Source organism: Methylobacterium sp. CM6246 (assembly GCF_054818005.1).
Genome location: NZ_JBTXKY010000001.1, coordinates 2,405,252 through 2,431,305, shown reverse-complemented (window position 1 = coordinate 2,431,305; position 26,054 = coordinate 2,405,252). Strand labels below are relative to the sequence as shown.

The 26,054-nt window shown below is 68.9% G+C and carries 28 protein-coding genes and 1 tRNA gene; 17 read left to right on the top strand and 12 right to left on the bottom strand.

Annotated features, from left to right (window positions below; translation table 11 throughout):
* Positions 1-13: 13 nt before the first annotated feature.
* Positions 14-90, bottom strand: a tRNA-Pro gene (locus ACYQPG_RS11935).
* A gap of 158 nt (positions 91-248) precedes the next feature.
* On the opposite strand from ACYQPG_RS11935, the gene ACYQPG_RS11930 reads away from it, so the two are divergent.
* The 9 genes from ACYQPG_RS11930 to ACYQPG_RS11890 all read left to right on the top strand — a co-directional run bounded on the left by ACYQPG_RS11930 (position 249) and on the right by ACYQPG_RS11890 (position 10,608).
* Positions 249-1,529 (top strand): glycosyltransferase family 4 protein, encoded by a 1,281-nt coding sequence (locus tag ACYQPG_RS11930; RefSeq protein ID WP_461231019.1) that lies wholly within the window; start codon positions 249-251, stop codon positions 1,527-1,529.
* A gap of 106 nt (positions 1,530-1,635) precedes the next feature.
* Complete coding sequence (locus tag ACYQPG_RS11925) at positions 1,636-1,956, top strand: rhodanese-like domain-containing protein (RefSeq protein WP_147906073.1); 321 nt, start codon at positions 1,636-1,638, stop codon at positions 1,954-1,956.
* Between the two features lie 146 nt (positions 1,957-2,102).
* Positions 2,103-3,260, top strand: coding sequence for an efflux RND transporter periplasmic adaptor subunit (locus ACYQPG_RS11920; protein ID WP_461231018.1), 1,158 nt, complete (start codon positions 2,103-2,105; stop codon positions 3,258-3,260).
* 107 nt (positions 3,261-3,367) lie between these two features.
* Positions 3,368-6,565, top strand: a complete 3,198-nt coding sequence (locus ACYQPG_RS11915) for an efflux RND transporter permease subunit (RefSeq protein WP_147853723.1) — start codon at positions 3,368-3,370, stop codon at positions 6,563-6,565.
* 117 nt (positions 6,566-6,682) lie between these two features.
* Entirely contained in the window at positions 6,683-7,198 is a 516-nt protein-coding gene (locus ACYQPG_RS11910; protein WP_461231017.1) for a hypothetical protein, read from the top strand.
* Positions 7,199-7,284: 86 nt separating this feature from the next.
* A complete protein-coding gene (locus ACYQPG_RS11905) occupies positions 7,285-8,070 on the top strand; it encodes a lysophospholipid acyltransferase family protein (protein ID WP_147906076.1) in 786 nt (261 codons plus the stop codon).
* A gap of 151 nt (positions 8,071-8,221) precedes the next feature.
* Positions 8,222-8,668, top strand: a complete 447-nt coding sequence (locus tag ACYQPG_RS11900) for a hypothetical protein (protein WP_147906077.1) — start codon at positions 8,222-8,224, stop codon at positions 8,666-8,668.
* A 152-nt stretch (positions 8,669-8,820) separates the two neighbouring features.
* Entirely contained in the window at positions 8,821-9,930 is a 1,110-nt protein-coding gene (locus ACYQPG_RS11895; protein WP_461231016.1) for a DUF2125 domain-containing protein, read from the top strand.
* Positions 9,931-9,948: 18 nt separating this feature from the next.
* The gene (locus ACYQPG_RS11890; RefSeq protein ID WP_461231015.1) at positions 9,949-10,608 is read left to right on the top strand and encodes a phosphoribosylanthranilate isomerase; all 660 of its coding nucleotides are present in this window, start codon (positions 9,949-9,951) and stop codon (positions 10,606-10,608) included.
* 10 nt (positions 10,609-10,618) lie between these two features.
* On the opposite strand, the gene ACYQPG_RS11885 is transcribed toward ACYQPG_RS11890, so the two are convergent.
* The 7 genes from ACYQPG_RS11885 to rpsA form a co-directional block, all read right to left on the bottom strand.
* Positions 10,619-10,990, bottom strand: a complete 372-nt coding sequence (locus tag ACYQPG_RS11885; protein ID WP_461232461.1) for a LapA family protein — start codon at positions 10,988-10,990, stop codon at positions 10,619-10,621.
* Positions 10,991-11,009: 19 nt separating this feature from the next.
* On the bottom strand, positions 11,010-11,321 hold the full coding sequence (locus ACYQPG_RS11880; protein ID WP_091785957.1) for an integration host factor subunit beta: 312 nt from the start codon (positions 11,319-11,321) through the stop codon (positions 11,010-11,012).
* 59 nt (positions 11,322-11,380) lie between these two features.
* On the bottom strand, positions 11,381-12,343 hold the full coding sequence (sppA, locus tag ACYQPG_RS11875) for a signal peptide peptidase SppA (RefSeq protein ID WP_147937677.1): 963 nt from the start codon (positions 12,341-12,343) through the stop codon (positions 11,381-11,383).
* 196 nt (positions 12,344-12,539) lie between these two features.
* Positions 12,540-12,734, bottom strand: a complete 195-nt coding sequence (locus ACYQPG_RS11870; RefSeq protein ID WP_461231014.1) for a hypothetical protein — start codon at positions 12,732-12,734, stop codon at positions 12,540-12,542.
* A gap of 70 nt (positions 12,735-12,804) precedes the next feature.
* Entirely contained in the window at positions 12,805-13,230 is a 426-nt protein-coding gene (locus tag ACYQPG_RS11865; protein WP_461231013.1) for a PIN domain-containing protein, read from the bottom strand.
* The gene (locus ACYQPG_RS11860) at positions 13,227-13,484 is read right to left on the bottom strand and encodes a FitA-like ribbon-helix-helix domain-containing protein (protein ID WP_419829492.1); all 258 of its coding nucleotides are present in this window, start codon (positions 13,482-13,484) and stop codon (positions 13,227-13,229) included. Before ACYQPG_RS11860 ends, ACYQPG_RS11865 begins: the two co-directional genes overlap by 4 nt.
* A gap of 219 nt (positions 13,485-13,703) precedes the next feature.
* Entirely contained in the window at positions 13,704-15,416 is a 1,713-nt protein-coding gene (rpsA, locus tag ACYQPG_RS11855; protein WP_147853718.1) for a 30S ribosomal protein S1, read from the bottom strand.
* An 801-nt stretch (positions 15,417-16,217) separates the two neighbouring features.
* Between rpsA and serA the strand changes: the two genes are divergently transcribed.
* Both serA and ACYQPG_RS11845 read left to right on the top strand, forming a co-directional pair.
* Positions 16,218-17,468 (top strand): phosphoglycerate dehydrogenase, encoded by a 1,251-nt coding sequence (gene serA / locus ACYQPG_RS11850; RefSeq protein ID WP_461232460.1) that lies wholly within the window; start codon positions 16,218-16,220, stop codon positions 17,466-17,468.
* Between the two features lie 169 nt (positions 17,469-17,637).
* The gene (locus ACYQPG_RS11845) at positions 17,638-18,114 is read left to right on the top strand and encodes a hypothetical protein (RefSeq protein WP_461231012.1); all 477 of its coding nucleotides are present in this window, start codon (positions 17,638-17,640) and stop codon (positions 18,112-18,114) included.
* Positions 18,115-18,149: 35 nt separating this feature from the next.
* On the opposite strand, the gene ACYQPG_RS11840 is transcribed toward ACYQPG_RS11845, so the two are convergent.
* Positions 18,150-18,296: a hypothetical protein gene (locus ACYQPG_RS11840; protein ID WP_187193566.1), complete on the bottom strand. Its 147-nt coding sequence runs from the start codon at positions 18,294-18,296 to the stop codon at positions 18,150-18,152.
* Between the two features lie 325 nt (positions 18,297-18,621).
* Between ACYQPG_RS11840 and ACYQPG_RS11835 the strand changes: the two genes are divergently transcribed.
* Positions 18,622-18,837 (top strand): hypothetical protein, encoded by a 216-nt coding sequence (locus ACYQPG_RS11835; RefSeq protein ID WP_461231011.1) that lies wholly within the window; start codon positions 18,622-18,624, stop codon positions 18,835-18,837.
* A gap of 195 nt (positions 18,838-19,032) precedes the next feature.
* Here the strand turns inward: ACYQPG_RS11835 and ACYQPG_RS11830 are convergent, their stop codons facing one another.
* The 3 genes from ACYQPG_RS11830 to ACYQPG_RS11820 form a co-directional block, all read right to left on the bottom strand.
* The gene (locus ACYQPG_RS11830) at positions 19,033-19,329 is read right to left on the bottom strand and encodes a hypothetical protein (RefSeq protein ID WP_246692231.1); all 297 of its coding nucleotides are present in this window, start codon (positions 19,327-19,329) and stop codon (positions 19,033-19,035) included.
* A gap of 470 nt (positions 19,330-19,799) precedes the next feature.
* Positions 19,800-20,378 (bottom strand): NADPH-dependent FMN reductase, encoded by a 579-nt coding sequence (locus ACYQPG_RS11825; protein ID WP_419829491.1) that lies wholly within the window; start codon positions 20,376-20,378, stop codon positions 19,800-19,802.
* Positions 20,379-20,575: 197 nt separating this feature from the next.
* Entirely contained in the window at positions 20,576-21,166 is a 591-nt protein-coding gene (locus ACYQPG_RS11820; protein ID WP_461231010.1) for a cell wall anchor protein, read from the bottom strand.
* A gap of 569 nt (positions 21,167-21,735) precedes the next feature.
* Between ACYQPG_RS11820 and ACYQPG_RS11815 the strand changes: the two genes are divergently transcribed.
* Genes ACYQPG_RS11815 through kdpB form a run of 5 tightly spaced genes read left to right on the top strand, consistent with a single transcriptional unit; the run spans position 21,736 to position 26,054 of the window.
* Positions 21,736-21,858 (top strand): hypothetical protein, encoded by a 123-nt coding sequence (locus ACYQPG_RS11815; protein WP_281408700.1) that lies wholly within the window; start codon positions 21,736-21,738, stop codon positions 21,856-21,858.
* A gap of 11 nt (positions 21,859-21,869) precedes the next feature.
* Positions 21,870-21,971: a K(+)-transporting ATPase subunit F gene (locus ACYQPG_RS11810; protein ID WP_210247817.1), complete on the top strand. Its 102-nt coding sequence runs from the start codon at positions 21,870-21,872 to the stop codon at positions 21,969-21,971.
* Between the two features lie 22 nt (positions 21,972-21,993).
* Entirely contained in the window at positions 21,994-23,709 is a 1,716-nt protein-coding gene (kdpA, locus tag ACYQPG_RS11805) for a potassium-transporting ATPase subunit KdpA (RefSeq protein WP_461231009.1), read from the top strand.
* Between the two features lies 1 nt (position 23,710).
* Positions 23,711-23,908 (top strand): hypothetical protein, encoded by a 198-nt coding sequence (locus ACYQPG_RS11800; RefSeq protein WP_147937684.1) that lies wholly within the window; start codon positions 23,711-23,713, stop codon positions 23,906-23,908.
* Between the two features lie 55 nt (positions 23,909-23,963).
* Positions 23,964-26,054 carry a potassium-transporting ATPase subunit KdpB gene (kdpB, locus tag ACYQPG_RS11795; RefSeq protein ID WP_147937685.1) on the top strand — a complete coding sequence of 697 codons (2,091 nt, stop codon included), beginning with the start codon at positions 23,964-23,966 and terminating at the stop codon, positions 26,052-26,054.

The following is a 26,054-nucleotide window of genomic DNA, read 5'->3' as shown; positions in this document are numbered from 1 at the left end:
GGCGGAACAGATATGGTCGGAGTGGCCGGACTTGAACCGACGACCCCCTGTCCCCCAGACAGGTGCGCTACCGGGCTGCGCTACACTCCGACGCCACATGGGCACGGCGCTCTTAGCCGTCGCGCTCCGCCCGCGCAAGCCCTCCGTGCCGGATCGTCGGCCCTGGCCCTCCCCGGCCGGGGCGGTTACGGGGAGCCTCCGCTCCGCGTCTCACCACGCCGAACGCTCGCGCCACGCCCTCGAGGACCATGACGGACCGACCGATCGCCTTCGATCTCACGCGCCTCGTCACACGCCTGCGCCATGCCAGCCCGTCGGGAATCGACCGGGTCGACCTCGCCTACGCGCGCTTCTATCTGGGGCGGCCCGGACCGGCCGTCGGCATAGTCTCCACGGCCTACGGAACGCGGGTGCTCGACCGGGAGCGTGCCCTCGCCATCGTCGACGCGGTGGCGGCGGGCTGGGTCGAAGACCGGGACGCGCTCTCGGATCCGGTCTATCGCGGTCTCGCAGCGAGGCTCGGCGCCCCGCTGGCCTCCGCCCCGCCTGCGCAGGCCACCCCGGTCGAGGGTGTGCAGCGCCGTCGGATCCAGGCCCGGACCGCGGCCGACATCGCCGCGCGCGGCCGGTCGCTCGCCGCCCTGCCCCGCGACGCGCTTTACCTGCACACATCGCACCTGCGCCTCGACAACCCGCGCCGATTCGATTGGCTCTACGACCGGCGCGACGTGCGCGCGGCGTTCTTCGTCCACGACCTCATCCCGATCACCCATCCGGAATACGGGCGTGCCGGCGAGGCCGACCGGCACCGGCTCCGGATGCGCACGATCGGCCGGCACGCCGCCGCGATCCTGGTCAACTCCGCCGATACCGGCGCCCGCACCCTCGACCATCTCACCACCGAGGGCTTCGGACGCCCGCCCGTGGCGGTGGGGCATCTCGGCGTCGAGCCCGCCTTCGGGCGCGCGGGGCCGCGCCTCCAGCCCGACCGGCCGACCTTCCTGGTCTGCGGGACGATCGAATCCCGCAAGAACCACCTGCTGCTGTTCCAGATCTGGCGGCGGCTCGCCGAGCTGCACGGCGCCGCGACGCCCCGCCTCGTCGTCGTCGGGCGCCGGGGCTGGGAGGCCGAGAGCGCGATCGACATGCTGGATCGCTGCCCCGGCGTGCGCGCCCACACGGTCGAAGTCACGGGCCTTTCCACACACGGCCTGGCAGCACTGTCCCGCAGCTGCACCGCGCTGCTGATGCCCTCGTTCACCGAAGGCTACGGCATCCCGATCGTCGAGGCGGCGGCCTCCGGTCTCCCGGTGGTGGCCTCCGATATCCCCGTGCACAGGGAGATTGCCGACGGCTTCGCGCTGTTCCGCGATCCCCTCGACGGGCCGGGCTGGGCCGACGCCATCGAGAACCTCGCCCGACCCGACGCCCCCCTGCGCGCGGAACTCGCCGGGCGCCTCGACGGCTACGTGCCGCCGACCTGGGACGCGCATTTCGCGGCGGTCGGCCCGACGCTCGCGGCGATCTGACGGGAGCGAGCCGGTCACCGCGAGTTGCGCGGCCCCGCCCTGACGAATAAGGGAAAGCGTCAGTCCATAGGGCTGGCCCTAGGGTGGACGGAACGGAGATCCGCCGATGCAGGTGGTCGACCTCGATCGTGAAACGGTCAAACGCGGGTTGAGCGACGGCACGATGCTGGTCATCGACGTGCGCGAAGACCACGAATACGAGGCCGGGCACATCCCCGGCGCCGTCCTGCATCCGCTGTCCACGTTCGATCCCCAGGCCGTGGCCGCCCTCATCGCGGCGGACGGCCGGCGGCCGGTCCTGTCGTGCGGGTCCGGCGTTCGTTCGGTCCACGCGCTGATGGCTGCCCAGCAGGCGGGCGTCGACATCTCCGAGCACTACAAGGGCGGCTTCAAGGATTGGTACGCCGCAGGCGAAGCAATCGAGTAGCTCGCCGAAACAATCCGGCCGTCCCGGGCCGTGATGTGCGCTCTCGCACAATAAGCAATCGGGCGCGTAGGTTACGGCGCGTCTGACAAGGACACGTCGTCAAGCTCGGTTCGACCGACGGGTCGGCCAACGGACAGCAGGACCCGATGCGCAGCCGGCTTTCCAGCCTCTTCCCCGTGCTCTCCGGTCTCGCGGCCGGCTTCCTGTTCGCGGGGCCGCTCGCCCCGATTGCGTACGCCCAGGCACCCGGCGGTCCGCCGCCGAAGGTCACCGTGGCCAAGCCGGTGGTGCGCGAGATCGTCGAGCAGGATCAGTATACCGGCCGCTTCGATGCGATCGATTACGTCGAGGTCCGGGCCCGGGTGACCGGCTACCTGGAGAAGATCAACTTCATGGACGGCCAGACCGTGAAGAAGGGTGATCTGCTGTTCGTGATCGACCGTCGCCCCTACAAGGCGGCCCTCGAGCAGGCCCAGGCCGCCCTGGCGTCCGCCAAGGCGCGCCAGACGTTCTCGCAGACCGATCTCGAGCGCGCCCAGACCCTGTCGCGGAGCGGCAACATCTCCGAGCAGGTCACCGATCAGCGCCGGCAGGCGTCGCTGACCGCCCAGGCCGACGTCGACAGCGCCCAGGCGGCACTGAACAACGCGCAGCTCAACTATGACTTCAGCGAGGTGAAGGCCCCGGTCAACGGCCGGATCAGCCGCCGGCTGGTCACCGAGGGCAACATCGTCAGCGCCGACCAGACCATGCTGACGTCGATCGTGTCCCTCGACCCGATCTGGTTCAGCTTCACGGTCGATGAGAAGTCGTTCCTCAAGTACCAGAACAGCCTCGGCATCGGCATGGGCCAGACCCAGCAGGGCAAGGGCGTGCCGATCATGATCGCGCTGTCGGGCGAGGCGAAGCCGACCCGCAAGGGCACCCTCGACTTCGTCGACAACCGCGTCGACAACGCCACCGGCACGATCCTGCTGCGCGCCACCGTCCCCAACGCCGACCAGTTCATCAAGCCCGGCCTGTTCGGCATCGTCGCGATGCCGGCGACCAAACCGTTCCAGGGCGTGATGATCCCCGACGAGGCGGTCGCGGCCAACCAGGACAAGCGCATCGTCTACGTGATCGGGCCGGAGAACGTGGTCCAGCAGAAGGACGTGGTGCTGGGCCCCAAGGTCGATGGTTACCGGGTGATCCGCAGCGGCCTGAAGGGCGACGAGACCGTGGTGGTCAACGGAGTCGCCCGCATCCGTCCGGGGGCCAAAGTCACCCCGGAGACGGTCGAGTTGCCCCCGAGCAAGACGTGAGCCTGACCGGCTCAACACGACTGCATTCGTGCGCGCCGCGCCGCGTGCGCCGCACCGACGACGCAGGGCCCCGACCGGGTGACCGGCGGGCCTCAGAGGTTTGACCGATGCGTTTCGCCCACTTCTTCGTCGACAGGCCGATCTTCGCGTCCGTCACGTCGATCATCTTCCTGATCCTCGGCTTCGTGGCCTACGAGAGCCTGCCGGTCTCGCAATATCCCGAGATCGTGCCGCCGACCGTGACCGTGCGCGCCTCCTATCCGGGCGCCAACGCCGAGACCGTGGCCGCTACGATCGCGACGCCGATCGAGCAGGAGGTCAACGGCGTCGACAACATGCTGTACATGACGTCGTTGTCGACCAACGACGGCAACATGCTGCTGACCGTGACCTTTAAGGTCGGCACCAACCTCGATATCGCCAACGTGCTGGTGCAGAACCGGCTTTCGGTGGCGCAGCCGCGCCTGCCGCCGGACGTGCGCAACCTCGGCGTTACGGTGCGCAAGGCCTCGCCCGACCTGATGCTGGTCGTGCACCTGCTCTCGCCGAACAAGACCTACGACCAGAACTACCTGGCGAACTACATCTACCTGAACATCCGCGACGAGCTGCTGCGCCTCGACGGCGTCGGCGACATCACGGTGTTCGGCGGTAACGAGTACGCCGAGCGCATCTGGGTCGATCCGAACAAGCTCGCCGCCTACGGCCTCTCGGTCACCGACGTCACCACGGCCCTGCAGGAGCAGAACGTGCAGGTGGCGGCCGGCCAGCTCAACGGCCCGCCCGCCGCCAAGGGCGAGGCGTTCCAGCTCGTGGTCCAGTCTCAGGCGCGCTTCAAGACGCCTGAACAATTCGCCGAGGTGATCATCAAGGCCCAGGACGGGCGCCTCGTCCGGGTCAAGGACATCGCCCGCGTGGAGATGGGCCAGAAGGATTACACCACCAACTCGTACCTCAACGACACGCCCGCGGTCGGCATCGGCGCGTTCCAGCGGCCCGGCACCAACGCCCTGGAGGCCGCAAGCTCGGTCAAGCAGGTGATGGAGGTCGTCAAGAAGAACTTCCCGCCGGACGTCGAGTACCGCATCGCCTACAACCCCACCGAGTTCATCGAGGAGTCGATCCAGGAGGTCTACAAGACCCTGTTCGAGGCGGTCGGCCTCGTGGTCATCGTGGTGCTGGTGTTCCTGCAGAGCTGGCGCACGGCGCTGATCCCGGTGATCGCGATCCCCGTGTCCCTCATCGGTACCTTCGCGGCGATGGCGGCTTTCGGCTTCTCGCTCAACAACCTGACCCTGTTCGGGCTGGTGCTGGCCATCGGTATCGTAGTCGACGACGCCATCGTCGTGGTGGAGAACGTCGAGCGCAACATGGCCGAAGGGCTTTCGCCCGGCGATGCCGCCCACAAGACCATGGACGAGGTCGGCGGCGCCGTCATCGCCATCGCGCTCGTGCTGGCGGCGGTGTTCGTGCCGACGGCGTTCATCCCGGGCATCTCGGGCCAGTTCTACAAGCAGTTCGCGCTCACGATCGCGGCCTCGACCCTGATCTCCGCGTTCAACTCGCTGACCCTGTCCCCGGCGCTGTGTAAGCTGCTGCTCGTGCCGCATCACGCGCGCAAGGAGCCGAAGTTCTTCCTGACCCGGTTCGTGAACTGGCTCGCCAACGGCTTCAACCGCGCCTTCGACGCCACGTCGAACGCCTACGGCCGCTCGATCCGTGTCTTGACCGGCGGGATCGTCGGGCTCGGGGCGATGCTTCTGGTCTACGCGGCGGTGATCGCCGGCACCCTGCACCTGGCGCAGACGACGCCAACGGGCTTCATCCCGGACCAGGACCAGGGCTACCTGATAGGCGTCGTCCAGCTTCCCTCCGGCTCGTCGCTTGACCGCACCACGGACGTGATGCTGCGCGCCGCCAAGCAGGCCCGGACGGTCAAAGGCATCGCCAACGCCGTCATCATCGCGGGCTTCGACGGGGCGACCTTCACCAACACCACCAATGCCGGCGTGATGTTCCTGACGCTCACCGGAGCCAAGGAACGCGCCGGCGAGGGGCGCAGCGCCGCGGTGCTCACCGGCGAGGTGCTCAAGGCGACGTCCGACATCCAGGAAGCCCGGGTGATCGTGATCCCGCCGCCGCCGGTCCGCGGCCTCGGCAACGGCGGCGGTTTCAAGCTGCAGATCGAGAGCCGCCAATCCTCGGAGATCGGGCCGCTTATGGCCGCGGCCGGCGAGGTGATCGCCCAGGCGAACCAGAGCGCGGACGTGCAGCGGGTGTTCACGACCTTCGACAACGCGACGCCGCAGCTCTTCCTCGACATCGACCGCACCATCGCGCGGATGCTGAACGTACCGCTCGCCAACGTGTTCTCGTCGGTCCAGGCGGATCTTGGCGGCACCTATGTGAACGACTTCAACACCCTCGGCCGCATCTACCAGGTGCGCCTGCAGGGCGATGCCGCCTATCGTTCGTCGATCCAGGACATCTCGCAGATCAAGGTGCGCTCCTCGACGGGGGCACTGGTGCCGATGGGTACCCTCGCCTCGGTGCGCGACGTGACCGGTCCGCAGATCGTCCAGCGCTTCAACCTGTACTACTCGGTCCCGATCCAGGGCGTGGCCAAGCCCGGCGTTTCGACCGGTCAGGCGCTGACCGCCATGGAGGAGATCGCCAAGAAGGCGCTCCCCGACGGTTATTCCTACGACTGGACCGAGATCGCCTACCAGCAGAAGGCCGCGAGCGGGACCGCCGGCGCCGTCTTCGCCCTGGGCGTGCTCCTCGTCTTCCTGGTGTTGGCCGCGCAGTACGAATCGTGGGCCCTGCCGCTGGCGATCCTGCTGGTGGTGCCAACCGGCGTGCTCGCGGCGCTCGCCGGTGTGCAGTTCCGGGGGCAGGACAACAACATCCTGACCCAGATCGGCCTGATCGTGCTGATCGGCCTCGCGGCCAAGAACGCGATCCTGATCGTCGAGTTCGCGCACGACATCGAACTGCGTGAGCGCCGGGGCCCGGTCGAGGCGGCGGTGGAAGCCTGCCGGCTTCGCCTGCGCCCGATCCTGATGACCGCCTTCGCGTTCATCCTCGGCACCCTGCCGCTGGTGATCGCCACCGGCCCCGGCGCCGAGATGCGCCAGGCCCTGGGCACCGCGGTGTTCTTCGGGATGATCGGTGCGACCTTCTTCGGCTTGTTCCTCACCCCGGTCTTCTACGTCGTGATCCGCCACTTCTCGCTCTGGCTCGGCCGCCTGCGGGGCAAGTCCTCGCACGGTGACCACGGCGGGGCTGCCCCCGCCCACGGCTGAGGCGTCCCGCCGGCCGTCGGATCGAGAGAGCCGCGCATCCCACAGCCGCGCCCGACCCTGACCGGTCGGGCGCGGCTTCTTTTACGAGGGCCCTACGCTTCGGTGTATGAGCTTGCCATGCACCTCCTCGGCCGCCTGATTCTCGGAGCCTTCGCCCTTCTCCTGGCCGTACCGGCCGGCGCGGGGATCCTCGTACTGGCGCTGCTGATCGATCCGACCGCGAATGCCTGGCTCACCGGCGGTGCGCTCGCGGGCGTCGACATGGCCCTGTCGGACCTTTCGGCGGGCCTGCCGCCGGAGGCGCTGGTTCTCCTGGTCGCCGGTCTCGCTCAGGCGCTGTTCGTCGTGCTGTTCGTGCCGCCGGCCGTGGTCGGGTTTGCAGGCGAGGCGTTCGGGCGCCGCAGCCTGCTCTGGTACGGCGCCGGAACCGGACTGCTGACCGCCGCCCTCCCCTGGCTCGCCCGCGGCGGCGTGCGTCCGGCGAACAGCTCGGATCCGGGGCTTCTCGCCGCAGAAGCGCGCCTGACGCTGATCCTGTTCGTCGTCGGCGCGAGCGCGGGCCTCGTCTACTGGCTGGTTGCAGGACGCGGCGCAGGGTTCTCCCGGCGCCCCGCACAGGCCGCAGGCGGATGATCGTTCGGGGCAGGTTGCCTAACCGGGCGCGCTTGGCCGCTGACGCCTCTGCGCGCTAGAGGAGGACCGCCACGAAGCGGATTCCGATGCTCGCCCTGCGCTCCCTCGCCTTCAACGTCTGCTTCTACGCCATGACGACGCTTCTGGCGTTCGGCGGCCTGCCCACGCTGGTCTCCCGCCGCGCTGTGTTACGGCTGGCCCGCCTTTGGGGCCGGCTGACGCTGTGGCTGCTGCGCGTGGTCGCCGGCATGAAGGTCGAGTTTCGCGGGCTGGAGAACATCCCGGAGGGGCCGCTTTTGATCGCGGCCAAGCACCAGTCGGCCCTGGAGACCCTGGCGCTCTGCACCGTGTTCCCGGAATTCGCCTACATCCTGAAGCGTGAGCTACTGCTGATCCCGCTGATCGGCTGGTACCTGTCCCGCAGTGGCATGGTGGCGATCGACCGCTCCAAGGGCGCCCGGGCGATGAGCCTCATGAATGCGGCTGCCGCCACGGCGATCCAGGAGGGCCGCCAGCTCATCATCTTCCCCGAAGGCACCCGCCGTGCCGTCGGAGCGCCCCCCGCCTACAAGCAGGGCCTGTCGCACCTCTACATGGCCCTGAAGGTGCCGTGCGTGCCCGTGGCGTTGAACACGGGCCGGTTCTGGTCTCGCAACAGCCTCATCCGCCGGCCCGGAACCGCCGTGATCCACTTCCTCGAACCCATCCCGCCGGGCATGGGTCGCCCGGAGTTCCAGGCCCTCGCCCAAGAGCGGCTGGAGGCCGCCTCGAACGCCCTCCTGGAGCCAGACGCCGCGGCATCGACCATGGGGGCGGAGCAGCCCGCCTCCGCGGCTGCCGGGCACACCGCGGCGGCGGCCCAAAGACGCTGACGAGCCCGGCCTCGACGGACCGGCTCAATCGGCCTTGAGCCGGTGCTTCGGTCGATCTGCGTCGCTTGTGGATAACGTCGCCCGATACCACATTCCTCCTCAGGAACGTTGTGCTTGACGCCTGTGGATATCGCGCGGTAGGTTGGAACAAATGGCGAACAGAAGAGCCCTGTCCTGGTCGGCCGCGCTACGCGACCTGAAGGACGATCGCACGCGGAGACAGGATGTGCGTGAAGAGCGCCTCAAGACGACCGCAGGCCTGCGCGGCACGCCGGCCCTTCCGCTCTCGGCATGGCGCGGGCATTCCGGCCGTCGCTACGTGGTCGGGATCCATTCGGCCGGTGCCTTCGACCTCGACGAGATGGCGGAGGCGGTCGTGATCGCGGTGCGTCGCGACGATACTGGCATCGCCGAGATGGTCTCGGTGGCGACCTCCAACGAGAGCCCGCGCGACCACCTCCGGAGGACCTGGCTCGACCGGGTTCGGAGAAGCGGCGCCACCGAGCTGCACGTGCATCGCCTCGCCGAGGGTGAAGCCGAGCGGGCGGCGATCGTCAGCGACCTGCGGTTCGACACGATCGAGCCGGCCCAAGTCTGAAGCGGGATCTGCCCCGGAAGCGGCATTCCCCGCGGCGGATCGGTGGTCGACTGGTCGATCGATGCCGGCGCTGCCCCAGTTTTGCCCCGTGCATGGCTTCAAGGCGGAGCCTGCAAGCCCTCTGAGCGGTGCGGAGACGGGAAACAGGACGCATGACGCAGGATCGGACGCGGCCGGACGGTGCGGCGCAGGCTTCCCTGACACGAACCGCACGACGGTTCCGGCTCAGATTGTTCCTGCCCTACGTCCTGCTCGCCCTGATCGTCGTCGCGTGGTCGGTTGGCTGGTTCTGGCTGCGGGGACGCGCGGCGACGGAGATCGACGGCTGGATGACCCGCGAGGCGGCGGCAGGGCGCACCTGGACCTGCGCCGACCGATCCCTCACCGGTTACCCGTTCCGGATCGAGCTGCGCTGCAACGCGGTCACGCTGGAGCGGTCGGACGGCCGGTTCCGCCTCGGTCCCTCGACCGCGGTCGCGCAGGTCTACCAGCCGCGCCTGGTCCTGTTCGAGAGCGCCGGGCCGTTCCATGTCGAGCAGGGTGCGCTGACCGGCGATGCTGCCTGGAGCAAGCTTCAGGGCAGCGTCCATGGAGCATCGGACGGCTTCACCCGTGCCTCGTTGGTGGTGGATAGCCCGAACGTCACGGTCACCGGTGCCGATCCGGGCCCGATCGCGGTATCGGGCCAGCACCTCGAACTGCATGCGCGGCCGACCCCCGGCCGCTTCGACTCCGAAGGCGCGGTCGACGTGAGCCTGCGGCTCGCCCAGGCCGCCGTACCGCAGCTCGACGCGCTCACCGGCAACCCGGCCCCCGCCGACCTGTCGCTCGATGCGACGCTGACCCAGGCGACGGTGCTGCGCACCGGGCCGGTGCCGCGGGAACTCGAGCGCTGGCGCCAGGCCGGCGGCACCCTCGACCTGACGGCGCTCTCGTTGGCCAAGGGCGCCCAGCGCGTCCAGGCGAAGGGCACGCTCGCCCTCGACGACGCGCACCGCCCCGTCGGACAGCTCGACCTGCGGGCGGCCGGCGTCGATGCCCTGGTGGGCAGTGTGGTGGGCCAGCGCTTCGGTTCGGAGAAGGGCGCGCTGGTCGGCCAGCTCGTGGGCGGCCTCCTGGGCCTGGGCCGGCGGCCTGAGCCGGGCGAGGCGCAGGGCGAGTCCGCGCCGCTCAAGGCTCTGCCGCCGTTGAAGCTCGTCAACGGGCGGGTGGTGTTCAGTGGGTTCCCGATCCCGAACGTCTCCCTGCCGACCCTGTACTAGATCGGCTATACAACGCCCATGTCCGCTCCGATTTCACCGGCCCGCGTCAAGATCTGCGGGCTCAGCACGCCAGCTACCCTCGACGTTGCGCTGAAGGCTGGCGCGGATTGGATCGGACTCGTCCACTTTCTTCGCAGTCCCCGCCACGTAGACTTCGCGCAGGCTTCGCGTTTATCGGCGCAAGCCCGCGGCCGGGCCCACCGCGTGATCCTTCTCGTCGATCCGGACGACACCCTCGTGCGGGCTGCGGTCGAGGCCGTCGATCCGGATCTGATCCAGCTGCACGGTCGCGGGAGTCCGGAGCGGGTGGCGGCGATCCGGGCGCTCGCCGGCCGGCCGGTGATGAAGGCGATCGGCGTCGCGACCCGGGCCGACCTGGCGCCGATCGCGGCCTATGCCGGCGTGGCCGACCGGATCCTGCTCGATGCCAAGCCGGCGCCGGACGCCGCGCTCCCCGGGGGCAACGGACACCGATTCGACTGGACGATCCTGGAGGGGGCCGATCTGCCCGACGGGACCATGCTGTCCGGGGGACTGGACGCCGGCAATGTCCGGGATGCACTGGCCCGAACCGGCCTCGGTGCCGTTGACGTGTCGTCGGGCGTCGAATCGGCGCCCGGGCAGAAGGATCCGGACAAGATCGCGGCCTTCCTGGCCGCGGCGCGGTCCGCCTCCTGAACGCTTCCGCTCAGCGTGGCGCCGGCAGGGCGGTACGGCCCGTATTGGGGACCGTGTAGGCGCCGTTTTGCGTCTCGCTATCCGGGGCGTAGGCGCGCAGCCGGTTCGCCTCACGCTCGTACCGGGTCGCCTCGCGGCGGTGGTGGCGCACGTTCGCGCGGGTCTTGCCCTGGCCGAGCCACGTGAAGACCCCGCCGACCACGATGCCCAACGCCACGGCGCCGAACAGGATCGCGTAGAGCGGCAGGTTCACGCTGAAGACGGGCGCCTCCGCGTTGAACGGATCGAACGAGAGCAGCACCGGCGCCCGGTTGGCGACCGCCAGCAGGATCACCAAGGCCGCGATCGGCAGCAGCACGAGGCTCTTCAGGAAACGGATCATCGTGCTCACAGACCTCTTCCTACTCGGCGGCCGACGCACTCTCGCCGATGCCGGCGGCGTTGAGACGCTGGCGCATCTCCTTCCCGGTCTTGAACACGGGAATCGCCTTCTCGGACACGGCAACGGCTGCGCCTGTGCGCGGGTTGCGTCCCCGCCGCGCTTCTCGACGCTTGACCGAGAAGGCGCCGAAGCCGCGCAGCTCCACCCGGTCGCCCCGGGCCAGCGCATCCGAGATGGTGTCGAGGATCGCGTTGACCAGGATCTCGACGTCGCGCTGGTAGAGATGCGGGTTCTGCTCGGCGATCTTGAGGACGAGCTCCGACTTGATCATGGCGTCTGGTCTTCTCGGGGGATCGGGGCGGGCGACTGGACGGCCTTGTCCGGCGGCGCTCAGGGCTCCGGGCGCCACAGGACCAAGAGGCCGCCGCCGGCGGTCTCGGCCTGGGCGCCGGCGACGCGGAGCCGTCCGGCGAGACCGTCGAGGCCGAGCAGGTCCGCGCCGATGCCGGCGGCCGACCAGAGGGAAAAGTCACTCTCCTTGCTGGGCTTCCAATCCTTGATCGGCAGGTCCTTGGGGACGCCCTTGTCGTTCTCGAGCCAGACGACGGCCTGCCGCTCGCCGCCCAGCTCGTCCACCAGCTTCAGGGGCACGCTCTGGCGGCCGCTGAAGACCCGCCCGTCCGAGACCACGGCGAGCTGGCCGGCATCCATGCCCCGGCGCTCGGCCACCAGGTTCTTGAACCAAGCGTAGGTGTCGCCGACCACGGCGGCCAGAGCTGCGCGGGCCTCCGGGGTCGTCGGCGTGAAGCCCGACGGCTCTGCCTTGAGCGGCGAAGACTTCACCGACTCGACCTTGACCCCGACCTTGTCGAGCAGGCCCGAGAGGTCCGGATACTGGAACAGCACGCCGATGGAACCGACCAGGCTGGTCTCGCGCGCGACGATATGATCGGCCGCGATGGCGGTGATGTAGGCGCCCGAGGCTGCCGTGCCGTCCACGAAGGCGACCATCGGCTTCTTGGCGGCGAGCGCGCGCAGGTTGCGGAAGATCTCCTCCGAACCCGTGGTGGTGCCACCCGGTGAGTTGATCGAGACGATCACGCCCTTCACGGCGTCGGACTCGCCGACCCGCTTCATCAGCTTGGCCGTCGACTCGCTGCCGGCGATGAAGCCCGAAACCGAGATGCGGGCGATCTGCGGCCGCACCGCGAAGGCGCCGTCGGCCCCGGCCCGGGCCCGGTAGCCCAGCGCACCCACCGCTACGATCAGGCCGCCGATCCCGAGTACCCGCCACAGGGACAATCTGCGGCGCAGGCGCCGGCGGTCGATCAGCAGTTCGGCGTCGGCTGCCATACGGTCACTTCCCCTAGCCTGCCCCGAGATGGCGTGCGGGGGCGAGGTCCCGCACCGGGCAAGTCCTTGGTTTCCTTCGCCTCGCGCGGCTGGAGCCGCCCGAGGCCGGTGTTCTAGAGCATTTTCCGCGGACCTGGATATGGGCCACGCGAAGAAAATGCGGTGGCACCCCGCAGACCCTCAAGCCGGGCCGTCGTCAGGTGGCCAGCAGCGTCGGGATCCCGGCGAGTTCCTCGGCCACCTGAGCTTCCAGGCGCCGCAGATCGTTGGCCCGCTGCCGGTTCTGCCAGAACGCGGTCTCGTTCCTGAACAGCTTGCCGAGGCGCAGCGCCATGGCGGCCTTCGCTGGCTGCCCCTCGGCCATCAAATCGTGGAGCGCCCGGCGCGACACGCCGAGCCGTCGGGCGATTGAGCAAAATGTGCGGGCATGAAGCCTCTCGCGAACTGTCGGCGACTTCGCCTCACGGCGTCCCCTTCCAAGGATTGATGACGGTCGGGCCGGCCGCTTCGAACGGACCGAGGTAGCGGGCGGCGACCGTCATTCCGTGCGCGGCGGCCGTGGCGGCGATGTAGCCGTCCGCCCGGCCGATGCCTCTGCCGGCCGCCCTCGCCCGCGCCATCAGGGCCGCGTACGCCTGGGAGGCGGCCAGATCGAAGGACAGGATCCGCCCCGAGAAGACGGGCAGGACCTTGCCTTCCAGACGCTCCTGATAAATCCGGCGCTGATTGCCGTCCGGCATCGTCGCCAAGCCGAAGCGCACTTCAGCGACGGTGATCGTGGACGGGTAGAGAGTCTCGACCATCTGCGCATCGGTCCAGGCGATCACCGTGTGGTCCGGCTGGGACTTCCAGGGTTCCGCGATCACATTGGTATCGAGGACGATCATTCGAAGCGCATCGGCTCGACCGGTGTCCGTTGGCACAAAGCCTCGATGTGCTCCGCTTCGGCTTCGGTCATCCCGCCGGCGTCGCGCGCGATGGACGCCAGCAGCGATCCGAGCTTCAGGCGGCCCTCGGGCTTAGCGGCCTGTTCGGGGGTGCTGCGGATTTCAGCCTCGGTGCTGCGACCGCGCAATGCGGCCCGCGCACGCAGGGCGCGATGCTCCGCGTCGAGAACGTTATGGATCGTGATGGCCGGCATCGACCCAACCTCCGACGCCGGACGGTAATGATTGCATTCCATCATGATGCAATCACGTCGCGCGACCCAGCGGCCTGGGAGCCATGCGGATCAGCTGGATGATGACTTCGCCGCCGGCGACGGCATGAAAAAGCCTGCGTGGGACTGGTGTCCCGCGCAGGCTTTTTTATTGATCCGAAGCCGCCGCCCGGTTGAACCGGGCGGCGAAACCATCGGGTCTCACTCGTCGTCGGTGCGGGCCTTCTTGAAGGCCGCGCCGAGGATGTCGCCCAGCGAGGCACCGGAATCGGCGGAGCCGAACTGGGCCATCGCCTCCTTCTCCTCAGCCACTTCCAGAGCCTTGATCGAGACCTGGACGCGGTGGGCCTTGCGGTCGAACTGCACGACGCGGGCATCGAACTTCTCGCCGGCGGCGAAACGCTCGGGCCGCTGGTCGCCGCGGTCGCGGGCGAGTTCGGCGCGGCGGACGAAGGTGGTCATGTCGGTGTCGACGATCTTCACCTCGACGCCCGAATCCTTCACCTCGACGACTTCGCAGGTGACGATCTGACCCTTCTTGATCTCGCCGGCCTCGGCGAAGGGGTCACCGCCGAGCTGCTTCACGCCCAGCGAGATCCGCTCCTTCTCGACGTCGACGTCGAGAACCTGGGCGCGGACCATGTCGCCCTTCTTGAACTCCTCGATGACCTGCTCGCCGGGACGGTTCCAGTCGAGATCCGACAGGTGGACCATGCCGTCGACATCGCCTTCGAGGCCGATGAACAGGCCGAACTCGGTCTTGTTCTTGACCTCGCCCTCGACCTCGGAGCCGACCGGGTGCTTCTCGGAGAAGGCCTCCCAGGGGTTCTGCAGGGTCTGCTTGAGGCCCAGCGAGATGCGGCGCTTGACCGGATCGACTTCCAGGATCTGGACCTCGACCTCCTGAGAGGTGGAGACGATCTTGCCCGGATGGACGTTTTTCTTGGTCCAGCTCATCTCGGAGACGTGGATCAGACCCTCGATCCCCGGCTCCAGCTCCACGAAGGCGCCGTAATCGGTGATGTTGGTCACGCGGCCCTTGAGCTTGGCGCCCTCCGGGTAGCGGGCGGCGATGCCCTCCCACGGATCGGCGAGCAGCTGCTTGATACCGAGCGAGATCCGGTGCGTCTCGTGGTTGATCTTGATGATCTTGACCTTGACCGTCTGGCCGATGGTCACGACCTCGGACGGATGGTTCACGCGGCGCCACGCCATGTCGGTGACGTGGAGCAGGCCGTCGATGCCGCCGAGATCGACGAAGGCGCCGTACTCGGTGATGTTCTTGACGACGCCGTCGATGACCTGACCTTCCTCGAGGTTGGCCACCAGCTCCGAGCGCTGCTCGGCGCGGCTCTCTTCGAGCACGGTGCGGCGCGACACGACGATGTTGCCGCGGCGGCGATCCATCTTGAGGATCTGGAACGGCTGCGGGGTGCCGAGCAGCGGGGTGACGTCGCGAACCGGACGGATGTCGACCTGCGAGCGCGGCAGGAACGCCACGGCGCCGTCGAGGTCGACGGTGTAGCCGCCCTTGACCTGGTTGAAGATCGTGCCGGTGACGCGGTCGTTGTTCTCGAACGACTTCTCGAGCTTGACCCAGCTCTCCTCGCGGCGCGCCTTGTCGCGCGAGATCACGGCTTCGCCGAGCGCGTTCTCGATCCGGTCGACGTAGACCTCGACCTCGTCGCCGACCTTCAGCTCGCCTTCCCGGCCGGGGCCGGTGAATTCCTTGAGTGCGACACGGCCTTCCGTCTTGGCGCCGATGTCGATGACGGCCACGTCCTTCTCGATCGCGACGACGCGACCCTTGACGACGGACCCTTCGGTGATCTCGTGCTCGAGGAAGCTCTCCTCGAGGAGGGCGGCGAAATCATCGCGGCTCGGGCCACGCCCCAGAGCGGTACCTGCGGTCATTCTCTCTCCTGAACGGCCCCCATCGGAGGCCCTTTGCGTCGGCGGCTCGCGTTGCACGCACCCCCGGTTCGCCGCGGCCGCTCCCGAAACCTTGAGGGAGAGGCGGCCGGTCCCGCGGGATCCGGCTTGCCGACGCGTCGATACGGATGACGAGGGCGATCCAGCCGGCGACGCGGCGGGCGCACAGAAAATGAGCGCGCGCGAGCGGAATCCGGGAGGACGCGCGCTCCATACAGCATCGGCTTAACGACTTCAACCGAGCGGGATTTCCTGCTCGCGACCGCTCCGGTCAGGCCGCCTGCGCCAAGACCGCCTGGGTCTCCTCGACCGCGTCGGTATGGGCGTCGAACCGAACCGGACAGGCCGTCCCGAAACGGGGTCAGCGCTCAATCGGTAGCGTCGCGGCCCCGGGCCATCACGATCCGGGCGATCCGCGGCTGGTCGGCCGGGCGTCGTACATGTACCGGCGGCCGCCCTCGGGGCCTTCCAGATAGACGTCGCGCGGTAGACCTCGAACAACGCAGCGAAATCCATCGGCGCCGGGTCCTTCGGCACGTCGATCTGTCAGTGGTTTCGTTCGCTCGACTGTTGTCGTCCATCGACGGTGCTTGAATATGCAGCACGCGATGCCGTCCGTCCGGGTGGTCTGCTCCGGATGCACATCCGCGGCGCAGACCTGCCGTGCCCGGCACCATGTTGCGTCGCACAGGGCAGAACCGTAACGCTGCCCGCGATGCAGATCTGCGGATCGGCCCCGGCGCTGCGGCGCGCGACCGTACCGCCGCCGGACGAACGATGCCTATGACGCTCGACAAGCTCTCCCTGCCCAAGGACAAGATCCGGATCCTGCTGCTCGAAGGCATCAACGACAGCGCCGTCGCGCTGATGCAGGCGGCCGGCTACACCAACCTCACCCGGCTGCCGAAGGCGCTGGACCGCGAGGCGCTGCACCAGGCCCTCCAGGGCGTGCACATGGTGGGCATCCGCTCGCGCACGCAGCTCGACGCGGCGGCCTTCGAGGTCGCGGACCGGCTGCTGGCGGTGGGCTGCTTCTCGGTCGGCACCAATCAGGTCGAACTGGAGGCCGCGCGCCATCGCGGCATCCCGGTGTTCAACGCGCCGTTCTCCAACACCCGCTCGGTGGCGGAGCTGACGATCGGCGAGATCGTGATGCTCCTGCGCCGGATCGTGCCGCGCTCCGTCGGCGCCCATGCCGGCCGCTGGGACAAGTCGGCGGTGGGCTCGCTGGAGGTTCGCGGCAAGACGCTGGGCATCGTCGGCTACGGCAATATCGGCACGCAGCTCTCGACGCTCGCCGAGGCGATGGGCATGCGGGTACTGTTCTACGACCACACCGACAAGCTGCGCCACGGCAACACCGAGCCGACCAAGACGCTGCACGATCTGCTCGCCCAGTGCGACGTGATCTCGCTCCACGTGCCCGAGACGGAGGCGACCGCCAACATGATCGGCGCGGCCGAGATCCGGGCGATGAAACCCGGCGCCTTCCTGATCAACAACGCCCGCGGTACCGTGGTCGACCTCGACGCCCTCGCGGCGGCCCTGCGCGACGGCCATCTCAAAGGCGCGGCCATCGACGTGTTCCCGGTGGAGCCCGGCTCCAACACGGAAACCTTCGACAGCCCGCTGCAGGGCATCGAGAACGTGATCCTCACGCCCCATATCGGCGGATCGACCGAGGAGGCCCAGGAGCGCATCGGCGCCGAGGTCGCCCGTAAGCTGGTGGATTACTCCGATATCGGCTCGACGGTGGGGGCGGTGAACTTCCCGCAGGTCCAGCTTCCGGCCCGGCCGACCGGCACCCGGTTCATCCACGTGCAGCGCAACCTTCCGGGTATGCTCGGCCGCCTGAACGACGTGTTCTCCCGCAGCCACGTGAACATCGCCGCGCAGTTCTACCAGACCGACGGCGAGGTCGGCTACGTGGTGCTGGAGACCGACGCCACCAATGCCGACGCCGAGACGCTGCTCACCGAGATCCGCGCCATCCCGGGCACGATCCGGGCGCGCCTGCTCTACGAGCGCCGCTGAACCCAAGCCGATTTCATCCCAAGCCGATTTCGCGCCAAGCCGATATTGCGCCGGCCGCATCGAACGCGGCCGCTGTTGCCGCGTTCGCCTTGCGCGGCGATGCCGGGCGTTGTTCAAGTCACGCCCGGCCGCGTTGCTGATGGATCGGCCGATCGGCGGAGGATGTGCGGTGACGAAGCGTATTGGATGCGGATTGACCGGCGTCGCGCTCGGTCTGGTCGGACTGGTGGTGACCGTCTCCGATGCGTCCGCCGATTGCCTGCGCCGGATCTACAACCGCTCGACCTACGTGCTGGTCGCCCGCCAGGACGGCTCACCGCCCGCGACCCTGCTGCCGGGCCGGTCCCTGCCGGTGCGGCTGTCGCGGCCCGGCCAGATTGCGATCTCGGCGTATTGCGGGCTTCCGGAGGCCGGGGGCAGCCCGGTCACCCAGGCGACCTTCGATTACGAGGCCGTGCTCGATCGCTGCTTCGTCCGGTTCGGCAGCGACGAGTTCTTCGCGACGCAGCTCGGCCGGGGCTTCTTCGGGACGCAGGAGACCGCCCCGTTCACGGTCAACAACCCGCAGCAGGGCGACATCGTCCTCGGTCCCTCGGCCCTGCCCGCCTGCACGGTGCCGCGCGTGGTGCTCGACCGGCGCGGCTGAACCCGCGGCCGGCTCCCGCCCGCCGGGTCGATGCGTCAGAGGTAGTGCCGGAAGACGACCCGCCGGTCCTCGGCGGCGCCGGGCGGCGGAGCCGGCGTCAGGAACGGGCTGGCGAGCCGCAGCGCGATCAGGCTGAGCCCTGCAAGCACCGGGGCGACGTATCGGAACGGGCGAGCGAGCATGTGCGCCTCCGCCGCGACGTTGACGACTCAGGCGGAGACCTGAGTGCAGCCCTGACGCGTGCCGAAAGCATTGCACTCAACCGCCCGATCCGGCGTGCCGAAGCGCACATGCGGCGTCACGGGCGCGCACACGATCACCTGCGTGCCCTGGCTGCGTCCCGTGCGCGACGTTCATCCCTACGGTGACGGTCATCCGTTTGCGTCGGCGGCATCGCTGGCGCGTATCGCGGTGCCCTCCTATGGTAGCCCGATGCGGGGACTTCGCCGCGCGCGCCGCGACGATGCTCCCCTGCGCCGAACCAACAGCGTGAACGAGGACGCGCGTATGCTGACCCAGACTGGCAACACGATCCTGCGTGGGGATCTCGGCGTCGAGGAGACCATCGAATCCGACAACATCGTCCGGTGGGATGGCGAGCGGCTCTACGTCGAGCAGGACGTATTCCACAACGGCCAGCTCGTTCACCGCAAGTACCGCCGCACCGTGTCGGAGCCGGTGGCTCAAGCGCTCTGGGCGATCATCAACCGCGCCAAGCAGTGAGCGTCCGCCGGTAAGGCCAGCGCCGCGGGCGCAAGCATTCCGGGGCGGGCGCGCCACACGACTGCGCCCGCTCTCCCCTGCTTCCGACCACGCACGCAGCGTCGCCGTGCGGGACTTGGTGTCCTGGTAGACGTCGCGACGATCAGGCGTCTTGGAAGCGACTTGCCGTCTGGATCGGCGCTCGCGCAGTCCTGCTTACGCAGCGACCACGTTCAGGGGCGCAGCCGCGGAGAGCACGTCCGTCTGACGGGCGTCGAGGCGGCTGTGGGCGTTGTCGAACGCACTCCGCACCGTCGCGCTGGCATCCTCCACCGCGACCAGCACGGCCAGCTTCTGGGCGCTGGCACGATCCGCGAGGCTGCGGGCCGCCGAGAGCAGCGAGTGTTCCAGGCTCTGGAATTCAGCCGTCGCCTCTTTTCCAGCCTCGCGGGTCGCCGCTGCCAGACGCTCGAGCGCCGCCTCTAGGGCATGACGCAGGACAAGCGTTCGCACGCGCTCCTGAAGGAGCGCCCTCTCGTCGAGTTTCATTGGGCCAAGTCCGCGACTGGGAACAGAAAGAAGATCTCACATTTTCCCGAACCGCGCAGCCACCTTTTTGCAACAGCGAAATACAGTTCCTCTTTTCGAGAATCGATCAGTGCGGGACACGATCGCTTCAGGGTCGAATTTGATATTGTCGATTGATCGATATCTTATCAGTCAAAGACGAAAAAATAGGCTTATGAGAAGGATTCGTCCCTAAGATCTTTGGGCGCTCGGCGCATTCGCCCCGCAGAAAGTCAATGGCGAACGGGGGCCGATGGCTTTGGTGCCCGGCCGGTTCGGGCCCCGTCCTGTCGGATGCGAGCCCGCGGAGATGACCCGTTCGCTACAGGAACAGGCCACCTGTGTTCGGACCGGATTTTCGGATTTGTGTAGGTCGCGCGACGACCTTCGAAGGCCGCGTATTGCGCGATGGACGTTCAGTAAGGAGTCCCGCGCAGACGCCGCGCATGCAGGGCCTCGGCATACCATTCCAACTCGTCGAGGAACCGTCCGGCCGCCTTCTCGATCCAGTCATCCGCCGGCGTCCCGTCCTCCCCGATCACCTTCTGCAGTCGCGGGATCGGCAGCAGCGATGGAATGCTGGGCATTCCCAACTCGGCGAGCATGGCGCGGAGCGGCATCGCCGCCCGGACTCCACCGAACTGTCCGGCCGAGTAGCAGCAGATCGCCGACGGCCGCCAGTAATACTCTTCGAGGAAGTGGTCGAGAGTGTTCGAGAGAGCCGGCGGAACGCCGTGATTGTACTCGGCCGAGACCATCAGGAGGGCGTCCGCTTGGCGATAGAGGGTGGCGAGACGCTCCAACGGCTCCGGGGCGGTGCCGGCTGGATATTCCTTGTACATCCGGTCGAGCAGCGGGAGCTTGAGTTCGGCGGGATCGACCAGCGGGGCGCTGTGGCCGCGCGCTTCGAGCCGGGCGATCAGGAACCTTGCCGCACGGATGCCGATGCGGTCGGTGCGGACGCTGCCGAGGATGACGGGAACGGTGAGAGGCATGGCGATCTCCGGGCCGGCCGACGATGCCTGAAACCTAGTTCACCATCCCGGATGCCGCATCCCCGCTGCTGCGATGCGGTATCGATCGTCCCGGGGAGGCGTCTTGGCGAACTGCCGCTCCGCTTCGAGGCGATGCTTGCGTCGTCTCCGGTTTGCGATCCAGACCGGGGACGTCACGGAGCGCGCGGCCCGTCCGATCAGGTCTTCGACGTGGTCGAGAGGGCGGAGGCCGCGAGGCCGACCGGCCCGGCTGCGGTGTAGGCGGCAATCGCCTTCGTCACCTGCTGCAGCAAAGCCTGCAGGCCATCCTGGATTCCGCCGGACGCATCGGTCTCGCCTGTCGCCGCACCGGAATTCGCCGCGACCGCGGCGCTGCTGGACGCCGCGGAGCCGGAGCCATCGGGGCCGGCGGCGCGGGCATGATGCCCGTGATGGCGATGGGCTGGCGCGGCATCGCCCTGGCTTTGGCCTCCATCCGAACCGTCGCTCGATGCCTCGGTGATGCTCTGCGCGGACGTGGGTGCCGCGAAGCCGCCCTGCGCGCTGATCTGGCTGAAGTCGGACTGCACCTTCAGCAGCGACGCCATCAGGTCGTTCGACAGCCCCGGGCTGGACGCCGTGCTGCCGGAAGCGGTCGTGGCCGCCGTGCCGGCTGACGGGCTCGCGCCGTCGCTCGGCACCGCGAACGCGCTCGCGTCGGTCTGCTGGGCCGACGCACCGCGCGTCTGACGCAGGGCGCTGATGAGGTCCCGCTGGAGGCTGCTGCTCGTGACCGAACCGACCGACATAATACGTCCTCGTGAAATCCTTTCTCGGGACGATGCACGCCGCGGTCCAGATATTTGCCTGTGATTTCAACGATTGAGACGGGCGGTGGGCCGGCAGGATTCGCCACGCGGCAGCTTTTGCCGGCTCGGGGGCAGCGGCTTGGCTCGGGCGGACCGCCCAGCGCGCGTCCCCTCTCCCTGCAAACACGCGGCTTCACAGAACGCGGGCCGGATGATTCTGCACCGGGAGAGAAGTGGTTCCGAAGGGGGCACGCCCCCTCCCCCTTTGCGGGGAAGGATGCCCTTGGGGCCACCGGGACGAAATCCCGCAAGTGGGGAGCGACGGCGCAGACCCCCCGCAGAGGGTGGGGGGAGACGCGCCCGCGGTTAACCTTGGCCCCCTCCGGCAGCGATGGGTGAACCCGACGGCCCGCACGGGAGAGCGGGCCATCCGCGGCCTGCGGGCCCGATGAAGGCACGGCCCCACCCCGCCGATCCTCATGCGATCCTAATAAGATCGCCCGCCTCTCCATCTCGAACCCTAACGCGGTTCCCGCCCACATTCCGGGTCGGCCGGGATCGGTCGCGGCATGGCCGCCGACCGCCCGCAGAACCGAAACGGACCCGTCATGCTCGACCTCATCTTCATCGCCGCGGGACTGGCCTTCTTCGCCCTCAGCGAAGGCTACGCCGTCCTCTGCGACCGCCTCTGACGAGGCGCCCAATGACCTTTGCCATGACCCTCGACCTGACCCTCGGCGCGCTCGTGACCCTCGGTCTGCTCGGTTACCTCACCTACGCCCTCGTCCGCCCCGAGCGGTTCTGAACGGCACGGACGGACCCCTCCCATGACCCTCAACGGCTGGATGCAGATCGCGCTGTACTGCGCGGTCGTCTTGGCGCTCGTGAAGCCCCTCGGCCTCTACATGACGCGCGTCTTCAACGGGGAGCGTACGCTCCTGTCGCCGATCGTTGCGCCGGTGGAGCGCGCCCTCTACCGCGTCGCCGGCATCGACGCCCGGCAGGAGCAGCACTGGCTCGCCTATGCGGGCGGGGTGATCCTGTTCCACCTGCTTGGATTCGCGGTGCTGTACGCGATCCTGCGGCTGCAGGCGTTCCTGCCGCTCAACCCGGCCGAGCAGGCCGCCGTGGCGCCGGACCTCGCCTTCAACACGGCCACGAGCTTCGTCACCAACACCAACTGGCAGGCCTACGGGGGCGAGACCACGCTCTCGTACCTAGCCCAGATGCTCGGGCTCACGCACCAGAACTTCCTGTCGGCGGCCACCGGCATCGCCGTCGCGGTGGCGCTGATCCGCGGCTTCGCCCGGGCCTCCACCGGCACCATCGGGTCGTTCTGGGTCGACGTCACCCGGGCGACCCTCTACGTCCTCGTGCCGCTCTGCATCCCGTACGCGCTGTTCCTGGTCTGGCAGGGCGTCCCGCAGACGCTCGGCGCCTCGGTCGACGCGACCACGCTGGAAGGGGCAAGGCAGACCATCGCGATCGGCCCGGTGGCGAGCCAGGTCGCGATCAAGATGCTCGGCACCAACGGCGGCGGCTTCTTCAACGCCAACGCCGCGCACCCGTTCGAGAACCCGACCGCGCTGTCGAACTTCGTCCAGATGGTGTCGATCTTCGCGATCGGGGCCGCCCTGACCAACGTGTTCGGCCGCATGGTCGGGGACGAGCGCCAGGGCTGGGCGATCCTCGCCGCGATGGGGATCCTGTTCCTCGCGGGCGTCCTCGTTACCTACTGGGCGGAGGCTCAGGGCAGCCCGGTGCTCAACAGCCTCGGCTTCGCGGGCGGGAACTTGGAGGGCAAGGAGATCCGCTTCGGCATCGCTGCCTCGGCGCTGTTCGCGGTGGTGACCACGGCGGCGTCCTGCGGCGCGGTCAACGCCATGCACGACAGCTTCACGGCGCTCGGCGGCATGATCCCGCTGATCAACATGCAGCTCGGCGAAGTCGTCATCGGCGGCGTCGGGGCCGGCCTCTACGGCATGCTGGTCTTCGTCATCGTGGCGATCTTCGTGGCCGGCCTGATGGTCGGGCGCACCCCCGAATATCTCGGCAAGAAGATCGAGGCGCGGGAGGTGAAGATGGCCATGCTCGGCATCCTGTGTCTGCCGCTGATGATGCTCGGCGGCACCGCCCTGGCGACCGTGCTGCCGGCGGGCCTCGCCGGGCCGGCCAATGCCGGGCCGCACGGCTTCACCGAGATCCTCTACGCCTACACCTCGGCTTCGGCCAACAACGGCTCGGCCTTCGGCGGGCTCACGGCCAACACGCTGTTCTACAACAGCACCCTGGGCCTCGCGATGCTGGTCGGCCGGTTCTTCGTGAAGATCCCGGTGCTCGCCATCGCAGGCTCTCTCGCCGCCAAGAAGACGCTCCCGGCCTCGGCGGGCACGTTCCCGACCCATGGCGGGCTGTTCATCGGGCTGCTGGTCGGCGTGATCCTGATCGTCGGCGGACTGACCTTCTTCCCCTCCCTGGCGCTCGGACCGGTGGTCGAGCACCTCGCCGGTTCGGCCGGCCAGACCTTCGCCAGCGGAGGCTGAAATGCCGCGCACGCTCCCGACCCGGCGGATGCCGCGCCATCACCGCCTGCTTCACCGGACACCCCCGCTCCGGCACCGGGCCGGTGCGCCGCCGCCGCGGACCTCCGACCTCGTCCTGGCGCTGCTCGGCACCCTCCTGCTCGCCGCCTTCGCCCTGATGGCTGCCTGCGCGCTGACCGCCGGCACCCCCGCCCCCTGACGCATCCCGAGGCCCGCGCGACGGGCCTGCCCGCCCCGCTTCGGACACCCGACCCATGTCCCGCCAGACCGCATCCCTGTTCAGCCCCGCCCTCGTCGGGCCGGCGCTCATCGGCTCCGTCAAGAAACTCGATCCCCGCGCCATGATCCGCAACCCGGTCATGTTCGTGGTCGAGGTCGTGGCCGCGCTCACCTCCGTGTTGTTCGTCCGCGATGTCGCCACTGGCGCCGGCGACCTGCTGTTCTCCGGCCAGATCATCCTGTGGCTGTGGTTCACCCTGGTCTTCGCCAACTTCGCCGAGGCCCTGGCCGAGGGGCGCGGCAAGGCCCAGGCCGACAGCCTGCGGCGCACCCGCACCGAGACGATGGCCAAGCGCCTCACCGGTCCGGGCGGTCGCTACGAGACCGTCCCGGGCACCAGCCTCCGGGTCGGCGACGTGGTGCTGGTCGAGGCCGGCGACCTGATCCCCTCCGACGGCGAAGTCATCCAGGGTGTCGCCTCGGTCAACGAGGCGGCGATCACCGGCGAGTCCGCCCCGGTCATCCGCGAATCCGGCGGCGACCGCTCGGCGGTGACCGGCGGCACGCAGGTGCTCTCCGACGAGATCCGGGTCCGGATCACCGCGGCGGCGGGCTCGACCTTCGTCGACCGGATGATCGCCCTGGTCGAGGGCGCTTCGCGGCAGAAGACCCCGAACGAGATCGCCCTGAACATCCTGCTCGCCGGGCTCACCCTCGTGTTCGTCTTCGCCGTGGCCTCGATCCCGAGCTTCGCGTCCTATGCCGGCGGTGCGATCCCGCTGATCGTGCTCGTGGCACTGTTCGTCACCCTGATCCCGACCACGATCGGCGCCCTGCTCTCGGCCATCGGCATCGCCGGCATGGACCGGCTGGTGCGCTTCAACGTGCTCGCCCTGTCGGGCCGCGCCGTCGAGGCGGCGGGCGACGTCGACACCCTGCTGCTGGACAAGACCGGCACGATCACTCTGGGCAACCGCCAGGCGACCGCGTTCCGGCCCGTGGCCGGCGTCACCGAGCAGGACCTGGCAGACGCGGCCCAGCTCGCCTCGCTGGCCGACGAGACCCCGGAGGGCCGCTCGATCGTGGTGCTGGCCAAGGACGCCTACGGCATCCGTGCCCGCGACATGGCCGGCCTCAACGCCAGCTTCGTGCCGTTCACCGCGCAGTCCCGCATGAGCGGTGTCGATCTCGACGGAATCTCCATCCGCAAGGGCGCGGTCGAGGCGGTGATCGCAGCGGTCTCGGCGCAGCCGATGGCGAGCCGTGGCTCGAACGCCGCTCTGGCCTATCGGCCGGAGGCGGAACCCGAAGCCGTCGCCGAGATCCGCGCCATCGCCGAGACGATCGCCAAGGCCGGCGGGACGCCGCTCGCGGTCGCCCGCGACGGCCGGCTCCTGGGTGTTGTCTACCTGAAGGACATCGTGAAGGGCGGCATCCGCGAGCGCTTCGCCGAGCTGCGCCGGATGGGCATCCGCACGGTGATGATCACCGGCGACAACCCGATGACCGCCGCCGCCATCGCCGCGGAGGCGGGCGTGGACGACTTCCTGGCCCAGGCCACCCCGGAGGACAAGCTGGCGCTGATCCGCCAGGAGCAGGCGCAGGGCAAGCTCGTCGCCATGTGCGGCGACGGCACCAACGATGCCCCTGCCCTCGCCCAGGCCGATGTCGGCGTCGCCATGAACACCGGCACGGTGGCGGCCCGCGAGGCCGGCAACATGGTCGATCTCGACAGCGACCCGACCAAGCTCATCGAGATCGTCGGCATCGGCAAGCAGTTGCTGATGACCCGCGGTGCCCTGACCACCTTCTCCATCGCCAACGACGTGGCGAAGTACTTCGCGATCATCCCGGCGATGTTCCTCGGGCTCTACCCGCAGCTCCAGGCGCTCAACGTCATGGGCCTCGCCTCGCCGCAGAGCGCGATCCTGTCGGCGATCATCTTCAACGCGCTGATCATCGTGGCGCTGATCCCCCTGGCGCTACGGGGTGTGACCTACCGGGCCGTCGGCGCCGCCGCGCTGCTGCGCCGGAACCTGCTGATCTACGGGCTCGGCGGCGTCCTGGTGCCGTTCGCCGCCATCAAGGCCATCGACCTCGCCGTCACCGCCCTGCACCTCGCCTGA

Coding starts and splice junctions, on each gene's coding strand:
- ACYQPG_RS11840 (WP_187193566.1), bottom strand. CDS start 18,296: ATGCTCGCTCGCCCGTTCCGATACGTCGCCCCGGTGCTTGCAGGGCTC.
- ACYQPG_RS11905 (WP_147906076.1), top strand. CDS start 7,285: ATGCTCGCCCTGCGCTCCCTCGCCTTCAACGTCTGCTTCTACGCCATG.
- ACYQPG_RS11835 (WP_461231011.1), top strand. CDS start 18,622: ATGCTGACCCAGACTGGCAACACGATCCTGCGTGGGGATCTCGGCGTC.
- sppA (WP_147937677.1), bottom strand. CDS start 12,343: ATGGCAGCCGACGCCGAACTGCTGATCGACCGCCGGCGCCTGCGCCGC.
- ACYQPG_RS11885 (WP_461232461.1), bottom strand. CDS start 10,990: ATGATCCGTTTCCTGAAGAGCCTCGTGCTGCTGCCGATCGCGGCCTTG.
- ACYQPG_RS11810 (WP_210247817.1), top strand. CDS start 21,870: ATGACCTTTGCCATGACCCTCGACCTGACCCTCGGCGCGCTCGTGACC.
- ACYQPG_RS11800 (WP_147937684.1), top strand. CDS start 23,711: ATGCCGCGCACGCTCCCGACCCGGCGGATGCCGCGCCATCACCGCCTG.
- kdpB (WP_147937685.1), top strand. CDS start 23,964: ATGTCCCGCCAGACCGCATCCCTGTTCAGCCCCGCCCTCGTCGGGCCG.
- ACYQPG_RS11895 (WP_461231016.1), top strand. CDS start 8,821: ATGACGCAGGATCGGACGCGGCCGGACGGTGCGGCGCAGGCTTCCCTG.
- ACYQPG_RS11930 (WP_461231019.1), top strand. CDS start 249: ATGACGGACCGACCGATCGCCTTCGATCTCACGCGCCTCGTCACACGC.
- ACYQPG_RS11920 (WP_461231018.1), top strand. CDS start 2,103: ATGCGCAGCCGGCTTTCCAGCCTCTTCCCCGTGCTCTCCGGTCTCGCG.
- ACYQPG_RS11925 (WP_147906073.1), top strand. CDS start 1,636: ATGCAGGTGGTCGACCTCGATCGTGAAACGGTCAAACGCGGGTTGAGC.
- ACYQPG_RS11880 (WP_091785957.1), bottom strand. CDS start 11,321: ATGATCAAGTCGGAGCTCGTCCTCAAGATCGCCGAGCAGAACCCGCAT.
- ACYQPG_RS11890 (WP_461231015.1), top strand. CDS start 9,949: ATGTCCGCTCCGATTTCACCGGCCCGCGTCAAGATCTGCGGGCTCAGC.
- ACYQPG_RS11915 (WP_147853723.1), top strand. CDS start 3,368: ATGCGTTTCGCCCACTTCTTCGTCGACAGGCCGATCTTCGCGTCCGTC.
- ACYQPG_RS11865 (WP_461231013.1), bottom strand. CDS start 13,230: ATGATCGTCCTCGATACCAATGTGATCGCGGAACCCTGGAAGTCCCAG.
- ACYQPG_RS11820 (WP_461231010.1), bottom strand. CDS start 21,166: ATGTCGGTCGGTTCGGTCACGAGCAGCAGCCTCCAGCGGGACCTCATC.
- kdpA (WP_461231009.1), top strand. CDS start 21,994: ATGACCCTCAACGGCTGGATGCAGATCGCGCTGTACTGCGCGGTCGTC.
- ACYQPG_RS11815 (WP_281408700.1), top strand. CDS start 21,736: ATGGCCGCCGACCGCCCGCAGAACCGAAACGGACCCGTCATGCTCGAC.
- serA (WP_461232460.1), top strand. CDS start 16,218: ATGACGCTCGACAAGCTCTCCCTGCCCAAGGACAAGATCCGGATCCTG.
- ACYQPG_RS11900 (WP_147906077.1), top strand. CDS start 8,222: ATGGCGAACAGAAGAGCCCTGTCCTGGTCGGCCGCGCTACGCGACCTG.
- ACYQPG_RS11825 (WP_419829491.1), bottom strand. CDS start 20,378: ATGCCTCTCACCGTTCCCGTCATCCTCGGCAGCGTCCGCACCGACCGC.
- rpsA (WP_147853718.1), bottom strand. CDS start 15,416: ATGACCGCAGGTACCGCTCTGGGGCGTGGCCCGAGCCGCGATGATTTC.
- ACYQPG_RS11860 (WP_419829492.1), bottom strand. CDS start 13,484: ATGCCGGCCATCACGATCCATAACGTTCTCGACGCGGAGCATCGCGCC.
- ACYQPG_RS11910 (WP_461231017.1), top strand. CDS start 6,683: ATGCACCTCCTCGGCCGCCTGATTCTCGGAGCCTTCGCCCTTCTCCTG.